This window comes from Dysgonomonas hofstadii (assembly GCF_014196915.1).
Lineage (GTDB): Bacteria > Bacteroidota > Bacteroidia > Bacteroidales > Dysgonomonadaceae > Dysgonomonas > Dysgonomonas hofstadii.
This window is the reverse complement of the sequence record NZ_JACIEP010000015.1, coordinates 65037-80524: the sequence shown is the minus strand read 5'-3', so window position 1 is coordinate 80524 and position 15488 is coordinate 65037. Positions and strand designations below refer to the sequence as shown.

General features: G+C 39.3%; 9 protein-coding genes and 1 tRNA gene. 8 read left to right on the top strand and 2 right to left on the bottom strand.

Annotated elements, in window-relative coordinates:
* Positions 1-3: 3 nt before the first annotated feature.
* The 7 genes from GGR21_RS17170 (at position 4) to GGR21_RS17140 (ending at position 11758) form a co-directional block, all read left to right on the top strand.
* The gene (locus tag GGR21_RS17170) at positions 4-2376 is read left to right on the top strand and encodes a glycoside hydrolase family 3 N-terminal domain-containing protein (RefSeq protein WP_183308467.1); all 2373 of its coding nucleotides are present in this window, start codon (positions 4-6) and stop codon (positions 2374-2376) included.
* A gap of 72 nt (positions 2377-2448) precedes the next feature.
* The gene (locus GGR21_RS17165; protein WP_183308466.1) at positions 2449-5562 is read left to right on the top strand and encodes a SusC/RagA family TonB-linked outer membrane protein; all 3114 of its coding nucleotides are present in this window, start codon (positions 2449-2451) and stop codon (positions 5560-5562) included.
* A 13-nt stretch (positions 5563-5575) separates the two neighbouring features.
* Complete coding sequence (locus GGR21_RS17160; RefSeq protein ID WP_183308465.1) at positions 5576-7501, top strand: RagB/SusD family nutrient uptake outer membrane protein; 1926 nt, start codon at positions 5576-5578, stop codon at positions 7499-7501.
* 18 nt (positions 7502-7519) lie between these two features.
* A complete protein-coding gene (locus GGR21_RS17155; protein ID WP_183308464.1) occupies positions 7520-8686 on the top strand; it encodes a DUF5000 domain-containing lipoprotein in 1167 nt (388 codons plus the stop codon).
* 11 nt (positions 8687-8697) lie between these two features.
* Complete coding sequence (locus tag GGR21_RS17150; RefSeq protein WP_183308463.1) at positions 8698-9393, top strand: DUF4998 domain-containing protein; 696 nt, start codon at positions 8698-8700, stop codon at positions 9391-9393.
* A gap of 122 nt (positions 9394-9515) precedes the next feature.
* Entirely contained in the window at positions 9516-10298 is a 783-nt protein-coding gene (locus tag GGR21_RS17145; RefSeq protein ID WP_183308462.1) for a sialate O-acetylesterase, read from the top strand.
* An 11-nt stretch (positions 10299-10309) separates the two neighbouring features.
* The gene (locus tag GGR21_RS17140) at positions 10310-11758 is read left to right on the top strand and encodes a sulfatase (RefSeq protein WP_183308461.1); all 1449 of its coding nucleotides are present in this window, start codon (positions 10310-10312) and stop codon (positions 11756-11758) included.
* 346 nt (positions 11759-12104) lie between these two features.
* Here GGR21_RS17140 and GGR21_RS17135 read toward each other — a convergent pair.
* A tRNA-Leu gene (locus GGR21_RS17135) sits at positions 12105-12186 on the bottom strand.
* A gap of 337 nt (positions 12187-12523) precedes the next feature.
* Between GGR21_RS17135 and GGR21_RS17130 the strand changes: the two genes are divergently transcribed.
* Positions 12524-14299, top strand: coding sequence for a DNA polymerase III subunit gamma/tau (locus tag GGR21_RS17130; protein WP_183308460.1), 1776 nt, complete (start codon positions 12524-12526; stop codon positions 14297-14299).
* A 409-nt stretch (positions 14300-14708) separates the two neighbouring features.
* On the opposite strand, the gene GGR21_RS17125 is transcribed toward GGR21_RS17130, so the two are convergent.
* Complete coding sequence (locus GGR21_RS17125) at positions 14709-15281, bottom strand: bacteriophage terminase small subunit (protein ID WP_183308459.1); 573 nt, start codon at positions 15279-15281, stop codon at positions 14709-14711.
* Positions 15282-15488 lie beyond the last annotated feature (207 nt).

The window sequence follows — 15488 nt, the reverse complement described above, 5'->3', positions numbered from 1 at the left end:
TTTATGAATATTTACTTTTTACGAATTATAATAGCTGTCTTTTTTCTTCTGACTGTACCATTTGTGAGCTTTTCTCAAAACAAAAAGAACATCTATAAAAAAGGGTGGATAGACTTTAATAAGAATGGCCTTAAAGATGTGTATGAAGATCCTCAAGCACCTATTGATAAGAGAATAGCAGATCTTATAAGCCAAATGACTATTGAGGAAAAAACATGCCAATTGGCTACCTTATATGGATCGGGGCGTGTATTAATGGATACTATGCCTACCCCAAAATGGAAGGAAGAGGTATGGAAAGACGGAATTGGTAATATTGATGAACAGGCGAATGGTATACGGTTAACCACAATATCTTACCCTTATACAAGAAGTATCAGCAATAGACATGCTATACAGCAATGGTTTGTCGAAGAAACACGGTTGGGAATACCTGTTGATTATACAAACGAAGGTATACGGGGATTATGCCACGACAGGGCTACGATGTTTCCCGCCCAATGTGGTCAGGGGTCGACATGGAACCGGAGTCTGGTAAGGAAAATAGCCGAAGTTACGGCAAAAGAAGCAGTGGCACTAGGCTATACAAATATTTATTCTCCTATACTTGACGTAGCGCGCGACCCACGTTGGGGACGTGTAGTAGAATGTTATAGCGAAGACCCTTTTTTAGTTGGAGAACTAGGTAGGGAAGCTGTATTAGGATTACAAGAGAATGGCGTAATTTCCACTCCCAAGCATTTTGCGGTATATAGTATACCTGTAGGTGGACGCGATGAGGGAACCCGTACGAATCCTAACATAAGTTACCGGGAAATGAAAACGATTATGCTCGAACCATTCCGGATCGCAATACAAGAGGCTGGAGCATTAGGCGTAATGAGTTCATATAACGATTATGATGGGGACCCTATTACAGGAAGTTATAAGTTCCTTACTGAAATTCTCCGTAACGAATGGGGATTCAAAGGTTATGTGGTATCAGACAGTGAAGCGGTTGAATTTATTCACACAAAGCATAGGGTAGAGCCTACTCCGGAAGACGAAGTGGCAAGAGCAATCAATGCAGGGATGAATGTAAGAACACATTTTACTCCTCCCCAGGATTTTATAAAACCTTTGAGGAAGGCTATAGAAATGGGTAAAATATCAATGGCAACTATAGATTCACGCGTAGCCGATGTGCTTAGGGTAAAATTTATGTTGGGTCTATTTGATGATCCTTATAAAGGAGACCCGAAAAATGTTAATAATATTGTACATAGCAAAGAACATCAGGAACTGTCTTTACAGGCAGCATTAGAATCTATTGTACTTTTGAAAAATAAAGATAATATCCTTCCTCTGTCAAAAGAACTGGGACGAATAGCTGTAATAGGTCCGAATGCTCATGATGTGAGTAACCTCAGGTGTCGCTATGGTCCGGCAAATACATTGCAAAAATCTGTATTTGAAGTTATGAAAGAATATCTGCCTAATACAGAAATACAATATGCCAAGGGGTGTGATATTATAGATAAATATTTCCCCGAAAGCGAATTGTATGATGTTCCTCTCGACAGATCGGAACAAAGACGTATAGATGAAGCAGTGAAACTAGCCGAATCATCAGATGTTGCGATCCTTGTTCTGGGCGGAAATGAAAATACAATAAGGGAAGAGCGTTCCCGCTCCGATCTGAATCTGCTGGGAAGACAGGAACATTTACTGAAAGCAGTTTATGAGACCGGCACACCAGTTATCCTTGTCATGGTGGATGGAAGAGCAGCGACTATAAACTGGGCGGAGAAATATATCCCAGGCATTGTACAGGCATGGTTTCCAGGCGAATTTATGGGAGAAGCAATTTCTAAAGTCCTCTTTGGCGACTATAATCCTGGAGGAAAACTTACCGTAACTTTCCCTAAGACCGTCGGACAAATACCATATGCTTTCCCATTCAAGCCGGGAGCCGATTCGAAAGGTTTTGTTCGTGTCGAGGGATCTTTATATCCTTTTGGATATGGATTAAGCTATACAGAATTCAAATATAGTGACCTTATAATAGAAACCCCGCAAGTGAAGCAGAACCAGGAAGTGAAATTGAGTCTTACCGTAAAGAATATAGGACGTATCGCTGGTGATGAAGTGGTACAACTATATATCCGCGACGATTATAGTTCACTTACTACATACGAGAAAGTTCTTAGGGGTTTTCAGAAGGTACGTCTTAATCCAGGAGAAGAAAAAACAGTAGAATTTACGCTTATACCCCATCACTTAGGATTGTGGAATAAAGACGATAAATTCGTTGTTGAACCCGGAACATTCTCTGTTATGATTGGCAGTTCGTCCGAACATATCCATTTGATTGGCAGTTTCGAAGTTCTGGAATAATTCTCACATTATCTAATATTTCAATGATTTACAGCTACAAAACTGAAGCTAGATAAAACACAAAATCATACTATGAAACGATTAATAATATTATCATTTATTATATGCTCTCTCCCTTCTATTGCCCAGATAAAAGTATCGGGAATAGTGATGGAAAAGACTGAAAGCGGAAATCTCCCTTTACCCGGAGTTACAATCACAGTTGTAGGTTCCTCCAGAGGGGTTTTGTCTGGGGATAACGGGGATTATACAATTGAGGCAAAACCTGAAGATAAATTATCATTATCATTTATTGGATTCGAAAATCAAATTGTAGAAATCAATGGTCGTACCAAGATTGATATTCTAATGGTCAATAAATCCGAAGAATTAGATGCTGTCACAGTAGTGGCCTTCGGAAAACAGAAGAAAGAATCGGTAATTGGTTCTATAACGACTGTAGATTCTAAAGATATTAAAGTCCCATCCAGTAATCTTACAACTGCCTTGGCGGGAAAAGTAGCCGGTATTATAGCTTATCAGCGAAGCGGCGAACCAGGTCAGGATAATGCAGATTTTTTTATCAGGGGAGTCACCACCTTTGGATACAAGCAAGATCCTTTAATTTTGATAGATGGGATGGAAGCATCTAAAAATGACCTAGCTAGAATGCAGCCTGATGACATAGGAAGTTTCTCTATTATGAAAGATGCGACGGCTACATCCTTATATGGTTCACGTGCGGCAAATGGAGTTATACTGATCACAACTAAGGAAGGTAACGAAGGAAAAGCACAGGTGAGCGTACGTTTCGAAAACTCAATATCCTCTGCCACTAAGAATATAGAATTGGCTGATCCAATTACATATATGAGATTAAGTAATGAAGCTATTCTTACGCGTAACCCTTTAGGTGCCACTCTTTATTCTCAGAACAAAATAGATAATACTATTTCCGGTATCAATCCTATCGTATTTCCGGCAACAGACTGGTATAAGTTACTTTTCAAAGACAGGGCTATGAACCAGCGTGTAAATATGAGTATCAAGGGAGGAGGAAAAGTCGCCAGATATTATATAGCAGGTACTTTCAATCAGGATAACGGGATAATGAAAGTTGATAAAAGGAATAACTTCAACAATAATATAGATCTTAAAACTTATTCCTTACTGACAAACGTGAATATAAACGTCACAAGTTCTACCGAGATTATAGCCCGGATGAAAGGTAACTTTGAAGACTATTCGGGGCCGATCTATGGCGGACAAAACATGTATCAACGAGTGATGAGAACCAGTCCCGTACTATATCCGGCATATTATCCCCCTATGGAAGGATATTCAACTACGCATATCCTTTTCGGTAATTACGATGAAGGGCAATACATTAACCCTTATGCCGATATGGTAAAAGGATATAAAGAACATTCGAGGGCAAAAATGAGCGCTCAGTTAGAGCTGAAACAAGACCTGTCGAAAATAATTACTCCGGGATTGTCTCTGTCGGGAATGTTCCATGCCAACAGAGAATCATACTTCGATGTTTCGCGTGGTTATACTCCATTTTGGTATAAGATAGGAATGTATGATAGAATAAACAATAAATATACTCTCACCCCATTGAATGAGAGCACAGGCACAGAACATTTAGATTACAGCCAAGGATCGAAAAGCGTGATTTCCACTTTATATATGCAAGGATCGACAAGCTACAACCGGACTTTTAATGAAAAACACAATATTAGCGGTATGTTGGTTTTTATAATGCAAAACCAACTTGAGGGCAATGCAAGTTCGCTCCAGCTATCATTACCATATCGCAATATCGGCCTATCAGGTCGTTTTACTTATGCGTTTGATAACAAGTATTTCACAGAGTTAAATTTCGGTTACAATGGAGCCGAACGTTTCTATAAAACTGAGCGCTGGGGATTCTTTCCTTCGGCGGGTATCGGTTGGATGATTTCTAACGAACCCTTTATGAAATCATTAGAAAAACAAATATCAAAACTAAAATTAAGGGCTAGCTATGGTCTTACAGGTAACGACCAGATAGGTAGTGCCAGCGACAGGTTTTTCTATTTGTCGGAAGTAGACATGGATAGTGCTGGAAAAAGAGCATCTTTCGGACAGGATGAAAACGGTTATTCACTCAGAGGGATTGCTGTCAATCGATATGAAAATTTCGATATCAGCTGGGAAGTATCCAGAAAACTGAACATTGCTTTGGAACTAGAATTGTTTAAGAACTTCGAAATTATAGCAGAGTATTTTAAAGAAAAAAGGAAGAATATTTTGATGGAAAGAGCCTCTATACCAAGTACAATGGGGTTACAGTCTGCAGTCAAGGCTAATCTAGGTGAAGCAAAAGGAGAAGGAGTAGATATTTCTATTGATTATAAGAAGTTCTTTAATGACAATTTATGGATTACCGGGAGGGGAAACTTTACTTATTCTTCCAGTAAATATTTAAAATATGAAGAACCGGCTTATGATGAATGGTATCTAAGCCGCGCTGGTTATCCTATCTCGCAACAATGGGGATATATTGCCGAACGTCTTTTCATAGATGAAGAAGATGTAAGGTCCTCGCCAAAGCAAAACTTCGGGACATATATGGCTGGTGATATCAAATACAGGGATGTTAATGGTGATGGTGAAATAACAACATTAGACAGAGTGCCAATCGGATATCCTACGACGCCAGAAATAGTTTATGGATTTGGGTTCTCAGCAGGATATAAAAATATTGATTTCTCTGCTTTCTTTCAGGGATCTGCACGCTCTTCTTTTTGGATTGATGTAGCAAATACGTCTCCATTCATAGATAATGATGGAAATAATAGTGTTATATCTCAAAATCAATTATTAAAAGCTTATGCTGATAACTATTGGTCTGAAGATAATCGTAACATATATGCTCTTTGGCCGAGGCTTAGCGCAACCTTAAACGAAAACAATGCACAAAGGAGTACATGGTTTATGCAGGACGGTTCTTTTCTGAGACTTAAACAAGTAGAAATTGGTTATTCATTGCCTCAGTCTTTCTTACAGAAAATAGGACTTAACCAGTTACGCATATATGGTAGTGGTACAAATTTGCTGACATTCAGCAAATTTAAATTATGGGATGTAGAAATGGCCGGAAGTGGATTGGGATATCCTATTCAGAAGGTTATAAATTTTGGTATACAAGTGGGATTTTAAATTAAAAACTATCATGAAAAAAATAATAAGATTATTGTTGGTCGCCATTGTCGGATTCAGCTATTCATGCAATGATTATCTCGATATTGTGCCTGATAATGTTGCTACGATAGACAATGCCTTTAGGATGAGAAGCACTGCCGAGAAATTCCTTTTCACATGTTATTCATATATGCCGGCAACAGGACATAGCCAGACCAATCCGGCAATGTCTTCCGGAGATGAAGTCTGGTTTATGTATCCTCCTCAGGACATAAGTAATATAAATACATGGGAAATAGCCAGAGGCAACCAAAATAAAACGAATCCGTATTATGACTGTTGGAGTGGTGGCCGATCGGGAACAAACTTGTGGATAGGAATAAGAGACTGTAATATATTTTTGGACAATATACAAAAAGTTCCAAATATGGATCAAGGAGAAAAAAATAAGTGGATCGGTGAAGTCAAATTCCTAAAAGCATATTATCATTTCTATCTGATGCAGATGTATGGACCTATTCCTTTGATCCGGGAAAATCTTCCTATCGAAAGCAATTCGGATGAAGTGAAAATGTTTAGAGAACCTGTGGATGAAGGATTTAATTATATATCAGAACTGCTCGATGAATCTATGGGAACACTCCCTTATGAGATTGTAGACCAGATAAATGAATTGGGGCGTATAACAAGGCCTATTGCGGCAGCATTTAAGGCAAAAGTGCTCGTGACGGCAGCAAGCCCATTATTCAATGGTAATAAAGAATATGAAGCCTATATAGATTCCCGAGGAATACAATTATTCAATACAGAAGAAGATATTAAAAAATGGGAACGTGCGGCAGGAGCTTGTGAGGAAGCAATATCAATGTGCGACTCTTTAGGGTATGAATTGTACTATTTCAAAAATATTATGACAAATTACGTTTTGGTTCCGGAGACCCAAAAGCGGTTAGACCTTCGGGGAGCTGTTACTGATAAGTGGAATTCTGAAATAATATGGGCAAATACCCAAAGCTGGGTAGGAGACGATTTTCAGCGATGGGGTATTCCTATCCTTACCAATCAGGCTAAGCATCCCGCAACAAGTCCCAAGGGAACTCTAGCCCCTCCTCTTAAAATGGCTGAATTGTTTTATACTGAAAATGGCGTGCCTATCAATGAGGATATAACATGGAACTATCAGGACAGATACAATTTGCAAGAAGGAACAACTGAGGCTCAATATAATGTCAGAAAATCGTATACGACAGTGAAGCTTCACTTTGACCGGGAGCAGCGATTTTACGCAAACCTGGGATTTGACGGGGGATGCTGGTTCGGGAACGGAGTGGAGAACAATGCCAATGTCGATTCGGACAATATGTTTTATATGCAGGCAAAATGGGGACAATATGCTGCTCAATGGATGAGTGGAAATTATTCGGAGACGGGTTATGTTGTAAAGAAAATTGTCGATTTCAGAGGAACAGTGGATGCAACCGGGCGTTTTACCGCAAATAAATATCCTTGGCCTGAGATGCGTCTCGCCGACCTTTATTTACTATATGCAGAGGCTCTGAATGAAGCTTACGGCCCTGGAGAAGAATGCTATAAATACATAGATTTGGTCAGGGAACGGGCAGGACTGAAAGGCGTTGTCAAATCTTGGGAAGATTACTCTGTTAATAGTGGTAAACCGTCAACTAAAACTGGTTTGAGGCAGATTATAAAACAAGAAAGAATGATAGAATTAGCATTCGAAGGTAAGAGATTTTGGGATTTGCGCAGATGGAAGGATGCTCATATACAGTTGAATAGTCCGGTTAAAGGCTGGGACAGAATGCAAACGGATGCGGAATACTATTATAAACCGGTTTTGTTGTATAATCAGTCATTCCAGATTAAAGATTATTTCTGGCCTGTAAAAGAATCGGAAATACAAAAAAATAGAAATATAATGCAATCTCCGGGTTGGTAATTTATAATTTTAGATATTATGAAAAATATATTATTTATAATTACATCTTTACTTGTTTTGATCTCCTGTTCAGAAGATGTCCATGGCCCTTTGTCGGGAGATAAATCCGTTCCTCCTCCTGTATTCAATGTAAGCGTTGAAAACTTATCAGGTGCAGCAAAAATAACTTATTCTCTTCCTGTTAATGATAATTTATTATATATAAAAGCTGTATATACCATTGCAGGGGTAACGAAAGACACCAAAGTATCTTCTAAAGTGAATTCTCTCTATATTGAAGGATTTGACAAAGCAGAGGAATATGAAGTAGCTTTATATTCTGTTTCAAAAGGCGAGGTTGAGTCAGCACCTGTTCTTGTAAAAGTATATCCATTAACACCACCGATAGCCTCTGTTTATGACTCGTTAAACGTATTTGAAACCTTTGGCGGCATAGTAGTGCAATTTGAAAATAAAGAAAAAGCAAACATATCAATAGAGGTTCTTGTAGAAGACATTAGTGGCTGGAAAAATCTTGATACTTACTACACGAAGCTGGAAAAAGGAATGTTCGCCATTCGGGGGCTGAATAATGAACCCATCGACTTTGCAATTTGTGTAAGAGACCGTTGGCTGCATACTTCCGATACTCTTAAAATTAATATGACACCTCTGTTTGAGGAGGAACTGAATATAAGATTATTTAAAGATGCCCGTTTCCCTGGAGAGGCTTTAGACCATTCTTCTGCATGGAGTTTGGCGAAGATATGGGATAATGATATGTCGACAGGCTTACAGGTTAAGCTGAATACACCTTATCCATTCTGGTTTACTTTCGATCTGGGAGTTACAGCTAAACTCAGTCGTTTCAAACTATGGCAGCGTCAGGGGCAATATATTTACTCTCACTTCAACCCTCATGAATGGGAACTTTGGGGCAGTAACAATCCTGATCAGGGGTGGAATAACTGGACAAGACTTGGACACTTTGTTATGGTTAAACCTTCGGGTCTGCCTGTTGCCAATAATAATTTTACAGAAGAAGACCGGCTCGCAGCCGAAGCGGGCAACGAATTTGAGATTGAGATTGATGCTCCCGCTGTAAGATATATACGCTGGAGACATATAGATTCTTGGGCTACAATAGGAGGTACTGCAGGTTCTGTATCTTTCATGGAAATTAGATTTTTTGGATCAATAGAATAAATTGGACGGATATGAAAAAAAGCAAATTATTAACGATTGTTATTTCCTTCGTGTGTTTTGTTTTCTCCCTGTATTCTTGTGGAGGAATGGATGAAACATACAAAGAGTTTATTTCAGACGGGGAAATACATTATCCCGGAAAAGCTGATTCTGCACAGGTACACCCGGGGTATTTGAGAGCTCAATTGCAATGGCTTATTATTTCAGACCCGAATATTATAAAATGTAAAATTGTAATTGATGGGAAAAAAGAACTTGATATTTCGGTAAGCCGTAGCGAAAATGTGGATACTATCAGAACTATAGTAGATAATTTGGACGAAGGAATTCATGTTTTTAATATTTATACGATAGATAACAATGGGAATTACTCTGTAAAAGAAGAAGTCATAGGCCAGGTATTTGGCGCAAATTATATTGAAACTCTATATAACAGGCGTATTTCAAAGGTAGAATATGATAAAAATAATGATGAGGTGAAACTAACATGGGCTATGAATCCCGAAGGCGCTATCGGAGTAGAGATGGCATATACCGATTCTGACGGCGTTCCGCAAACCATTTTAGTAAAACCTGAGGAAAATACTACATTGTTAGAAGAATGTCCAGAAGGAACTGTTCTTACATACAAAACATTGTTTGTACCTGATTTATTGTCGATCGACATATTTGAGGCTCCGGCGATAAATATTAGTATTCCTCAATGATGAAACAGGATTGTTAATTGTTTTATAAGAGAAGTTGAAACAATTCGTATATAATTCGACTTCTCTTATTGTTAAGCGCTATTAAATATCAATTAGCATTAAATATTAAAACGAAGTACAGGATGAAATATATATTTTTAATCATATTCCAATTTCTTCTATTCGGTTGTAATGTATTCAAAGAGGCTTCTAATAAAGAATTTAAAAATTTTGATATTTATTTGCTCATAGGCCAATCAAATATGGCGGGAAGGGCAGAAATTCCCGAAGATGGAAAAGATTCATTGAATATGGTCTTTTTATTTCGGAATGATTCTGTCCGGATATGGGAAAAGGCCGCTAATCCTTTAAACAAATATTCAACAGTGAGAAAAGGAATAAAAATGCAAAAACTGGGGCCCGGTTACTCTTTTGCGAAGAAAATTTCAGATTATTATCCTGATCGAAATATAGGGTTAGTTGTTAATGCAAGAGGAGGAACTTCCATAAAAGAATGGGCTCCTTCTGGGAAATTATATAAAGAAGCCCTAAAGAGGATAACAGAAGCTTCCCGTTGGGGTGAAATTAAGGGAATAGTATGGCATCAGGGTGAAGCAGATGCAAGGACAAATGGGTCTTATATATCAGATTTGAAACATTTAATAGAATCTTTCCGAAAAGACCTGAATAATAACAAATTACCTTTTGTGTTAGGCCAAATCTATCCGGCGAATAAGAAGAAAGCTATTTTTAATGACTCATTATTAAAAGTGCCGGATTACATTCCTTATACTGACGTAGTGAAGTCTGATTCTACGTCTACGTTCGATAATCTTCATTTCGACTCTACTAGCCAGATTTTGATGGGAGAACGATATGCTAAGGCAATGTATAGCGCTATAGAAGCTTTGAATAATAATAAATAATACCAGTCAGAATGAATTATAGATATATTATTGGAGGAAGTCTCAGCCTTGTTGCTACTTCAATGTTAGCACAAGTAAAAAGCACGGATACTGATACAAAGAAAATGAATGTCTTGTTTATACTTGCTGATGATTTACGTCCTAATTTAGGATGTTATTCCGATCCGTATGCTATTACTCCAAATATAGATAATATAGCTGCCAACGGAATTACCTTTGGAAATGCCTATTGTCAACAAGCCGTAAGTAACCCTTCCCGGGCGTCAATGCTTACTGGATTACGGCCTGATCAAACCGGCGTAACGAATCTATATACAAACTTCAGGGATTCAATACCAGATGCGGTTACTTTACCCCAATTTTTCAAAAATAACGGATATTGTGTAACCGGAGTAGGTAAAATATTTCATTCTGTAGCTCATGATATAGATACAATCTCATTTACGAAAGTATTACCTTTAGAGCGGAGAGGATATCTCCTTCCTCAAAATTCAAGGCGAAAAGGGGGTAAGCAAAGCGCATATGAAGATGCTGATGTAGAGGATAATAAATATCCCGATGGAGAAATAGCTGATAATGCTGTACAGATGATAAAAAATGCATCAGAATCATCATCTCCGTTTTTTCTTGCAGTAGGGTTTCTAAAACCCCATCTTCCATTTAATGCCCCCAAAAAATACTGGGATATGTATAAGGATCATAAATTTGAGATTAAACACAGGGAAAGGCCAGAACGTAGTCCTGACATAGCTTTTCATAATTGGGATGAGCTGCGGGGATATGCCAATATGCCAGATACAGGAGCTCTCAATACTAATCAAGAGCAAGAATTGTGGAGAGGATACTATGCATGTATTTCTTATGTAGATACACAGATAGGAAAATTATTAGATGCGCTTGATGAACATGGCATGAGAGACAATACGATCATTGTACTCTGGGGGGATCATGGTTATCATCTCGGTGAACAAGACTTATGGTGCAAATCCACCAATTATGAACTTGACACACGAATTCCGTTGATAATATCTGTGCCCACAGGAAAATTGAAGGATATCTATAGTAGTTCTATTGTAGAAGCGGTAGATATTTATCCTACCCTTACCGATTATTGTGGCTTTGGTAAAAGCCCGATTTTAGCCGGAACCTCATTGAGATCCGTAATGGACAGGAAAGATGGTTTTAAAGAGTCTAATTATGCCTTTAGTCAGTTTGTAAGGCCTTATGAAGCAATCTTAAAAAGAACACCTGCTACTCATATGGGATATTCTGTTCGCACACCACAATGGCGATTTACTTGTTGGTATAATCTGACAACCGGAGACATTGATGAAAAGGAACTTTATTTAATAAATAAAGACAGTGTCGAATCAAAAAACTTAACTGGTGACACACAATATATGAATGTGGAAAAAGAACTTTTAGAATGTGTAAATAACTATAGAAACGAAAAGTACTAACCTCTTCGGCTTCGACAAATACTATTTCACATTCAATACCTGCCAGTTTACAATGGCACAGTAGGTGTTGTCGGGATAATTGACTGATAATCATGATAGTGACTTGAATGATGAGTCTGTACTTCAAGCTTAAAGACCACTTGTTCAAAATTCTGTAAAACAGTGAATTAAAATCAAATCGTTACTAGATCTGCACCTGTTTTCCAAAAACACAAATAGGTAACGATTCAGTAACAGATTATTGCTTAAAATCGCTTTTTTTGCCTTTTCAGAAAATTCAGGGAATAAAAAACTCTGAAAATCGCCTGATTTTCAGAGTTTTGCTTTGTTTTGCCTTTCGGCCTAGTGCGGATGAAGGGACTCGAACCCCCACGCCTCTCAGCACCAGATCCTAAGTCTGGCGTGGCTACCAATTACACCACATCCGCGGCTAAATCGCATTAGCGGGTACAAAGGTATAATTATTTTTGTTATATCAATAATTTCTGACAAAAAAAACGAAATTTTCCGGAAATATCCTTTTGCCTTTTCTGTATTTTTTTATCAGCATTTGAATCATCAGCCCAAATTAATCTTTTCTTCTCTAATATTATACAATTTGATAAATTTCTTTTTATTTTCAAAGATCGCTTCTGCTGATTGCTTTTTTACTATATAGATAAATTAATATAAATCTCATGAAAGTTAAGACCGATGGTAAATTTTCCTCCTTTTTTCTTTCCGTTTTTTTTCATAGCTTTGTATTGATAAAATCAGGAAATAAGAATGAGTGATTATATAGTTTCAGCCCGTAAATATCGCCCGATGACCTTCAACTCTGTTGTCGGACAGCGTGCGCTTACCACTACCCTCAAAAATGCAATTGCGTCGGGAAAGTTGGCCCATGCCTATCTTTTCTGCGGACCAAGGGGAGTGGGGAAGACTACTTGCGCGCGTATTTTCGGCAAAACTATAAATTGCCTTTCTCCTACTACTGAAGGTGAAGCCTGTAACCAGTGCGAATCGTGTGTGGCCTTTAACGAACAGCGCTCGTTCAATATTCATGAACTGGATGCGGCATCGAACAACTCGGTAGATGATATCCGGTCACTGATCGAACAGGTAAGGATTCCGCCGCAGATAGGCAAATACAAAGTATATATCATCGACGAGGTGCATATGCTGTCGCAGGCCGCTTTTAATGCATTCCTGAAAACGCTGGAAGAACCACCGCACCACGCTATATTCATTCTTGCTACCACCGAGAAGCATAAGATACTTCCGACCATCCTTTCCCGCTGCCAGATATATGATTTCAGCAGGATTACGATAAAAGATACGGTAGAGCATCTCGAATACGTAGCTTCCCAAGAAAATGTAACGGCTGAGCCCGAAGCGTTGAACGTCTTGGCGCAAAAGGCCGATGGAGGAATGCGCGACGCGCTTTCTATCTTCGACCAGGTGGTCAGCTTTACCGGAGGGAATGTTACGTACAAAGCCGTGATAGAGAATCTGAATGTACTCGACTATGAGTATTATTTCAAGCTCACAGACTGCATCCTGTCAAACAATGTTGTGGAGGGCATGCTGATACTGAACGAGATTTTGAGTAAAGGATTCGACGGGAACAATATCATTACGGGTATAGCTTCGCATTTCAGGGACTTACTTCTTTGTAAAGACCCAAGAACCGCCGAACTGTTCGAAGTGGGAGCATCTATTCGCGAAAGGTATATAGAAACAGCCAAAAGATGCAGTAATGAATTCCTGTATAAGGCCATAGATATAGTAAACGAAAGCGACCTCAACTACAGGGTCAGCCGTAATAAGCGGCTGTTATCCGACCTCACCATCATCCGCTTATGCCAGTTGTCTTCGCCGCAAGGAATGGAAGACCAAAAAAAAAAGCAGGTAATTGAGCCGATATTCACCAAGCAGGGTGCGTCCGTTCAGTCTACAGTTCCGTCAAGTGCACCTGTGCAACATCCACAGCAAGTAAATACCCCGGTGAACAGTCAGCCTGTAAATCCGGTACGAAATACTATACCCACATCAAGGGTTACCCTGCCAAAAAGTCCTGAATCGGCAACCAACCGGGTGCCTAAAACGGCTGGTGGCGGGCTGGGTATCTCGATAGCTGCCCTCGGACAGAAAAAAGAGGAAGAGGAGGCAAAGACAGAGGCTGTTATCGAAGTCCTTAACGAACGTTTTTCCCCACTTCAACTGATCAATGAGTGGAAAGCCTATGCGGAAGATATTACAGAAGAGCACCACCTGAAAAATACGATGCTCAACTGTCTGCCTGCGCTGCTCGATAATACTTCCTTTGAGGTAGTTGTAAATAATCCTGTGCAGGAACAAAAGCTGATGGAGCACAGAATGGATATTTTATACAAGCTAAAATCAAGGCTTCGCAACACCCAGCTCCAGATGCAAATACGTATAAGCGAGGACAATGAAAAGAAACTGGCTTTCACTCCTGCCGAAAAATTCAACCTGATGATGGAGGAAAACGAAAGCCTCCGTAAATTGAAGGATGAGTTTGGACTGGAGTTATCCTGATCGTTTTTTAACAAAAACCTGACAAAGATTACAAAATCAAGCCCCTCCCGACCTCCCCGCAGGGGAGGAACTGTCTTTCCCCGCAGGGCAGGGCTGTTAAGTTCTGAAATTTATACCCTCTTTGTCATGTTGAACGGAGTGAAACATCTCCTCCCTATATAAACGGGATCCTTCGTTACTCTCAGGATGACAAAGCAAAAAGAGATAGTGAGGATTGAGAATCAGAGCCCCCTTTAGTTCCCCCGGCAGGCAGGGATGTTAGGTTCTCTGCTTTGTTCTGTTATTTTCTGCTGTCATCCTGAGAGTAACGAAGGATCCCGTTTATATAGGGAGGAGATGCTTCCTGTCGTCAGCATGACAAACACAATACGGTCAGTTAACAATGCATTTCATTCTTCATTTCTCATTCTTAATTCTTCATTTCATTTTTCATTTTCTCTTCATTTTCAATCCTCTCCCTTTCTTCCTCCGTCGCCATCCTGATGACCTGGCTGTCCTCCCCGTTCAGGTGCTTATCCAGTTTAATAAACAAGTCGGCCTCATGCTGGTTATTTACATAAATAATTTGCTGCCGTAGTTTCGGCTTTTCCTGTTTTTCTTTCTCTTTGCGTTTCTCTTCCCGTTCCAGTACATAGTTTATCGCCCGCAGGTCGGGGTCTTTCTGTTTGGTCTTCACCACTTTCTTTTTCAGGATCATAACCGACGGGTTGCTAACCGCAGGCTGATAAGTGCAATGCTCTTCGATAGCGGTATATCCCGTCAGTTTTTTCTTCAGTGACGAGCGGGCTATTTTCACCAGTTCATCGTCGCGACGTTCTTCGGCTTCGTCTACCCTTTTCCTGAAATCGGGATTCTTTTCTTTCCAATAGTAGAATGTATTTCGGCTGATCTTCATAGCCGTGCATATCTCGGAGATTGTGTACAGGTCGGCTTCGATGAGCCTTTCGATGCGGGAAACTAATTTTTCAGTGTATTTTGCCATAATGATTAAGAATTAAGAGCCCTGCCCCAAGGGGAGGCTAATTTCCCCTTCGGGGGTTAGGGGGCCGTTTTTCCCTATAGATAATTAATCCCAAATATGATGACAAAACTCATCATATACATCATTGTTTTTTTATCCTATTTTTTCAAATTGGTTAACGTTCCATTTCTAGGATAGCTCCGTAAATCATATTATCTTTGTAATCTC

What these genes read in the sequence shown, in the direction of transcription:
- GGR21_RS17170 (WP_183308467.1), top strand. Translation starts at nt 4, where the DNA reads ATGAATATTTACTTTTTACGAATTATAATAGCTGTCTTTTTTCTTCTG.
- GGR21_RS17165 (WP_183308466.1), top strand. Translation starts at nt 2,449, where the DNA reads ATGAAACGATTAATAATATTATCATTTATTATATGCTCTCTCCCTTCT.
- GGR21_RS17160 (WP_183308465.1), top strand. Translation starts at nt 5,576, where the DNA reads ATGAAAAAAATAATAAGATTATTGTTGGTCGCCATTGTCGGATTCAGC.
- GGR21_RS17155 (WP_183308464.1), top strand. Translation starts at nt 7,520, where the DNA reads ATGAAAAATATATTATTTATAATTACATCTTTACTTGTTTTGATCTCC.
- GGR21_RS17150 (WP_183308463.1), top strand. Translation starts at nt 8,698, where the DNA reads ATGAAAAAAAGCAAATTATTAACGATTGTTATTTCCTTCGTGTGTTTT.
- GGR21_RS17145 (WP_183308462.1), top strand. Translation starts at nt 9,516, where the DNA reads ATGAAATATATATTTTTAATCATATTCCAATTTCTTCTATTCGGTTGT.
- GGR21_RS17140 (WP_183308461.1), top strand. Translation starts at nt 10,310, where the DNA reads ATGAATTATAGATATATTATTGGAGGAAGTCTCAGCCTTGTTGCTACT.
- GGR21_RS17130 (WP_183308460.1), top strand. Translation starts at nt 12,524, where the DNA reads ATGAGTGATTATATAGTTTCAGCCCGTAAATATCGCCCGATGACCTTC.
- GGR21_RS17125 (WP_183308459.1), bottom strand. Translation starts at nt 15,281, where the DNA reads ATGGCAAAATACACTGAAAAATTAGTTTCCCGCATCGAAAGGCTCATC.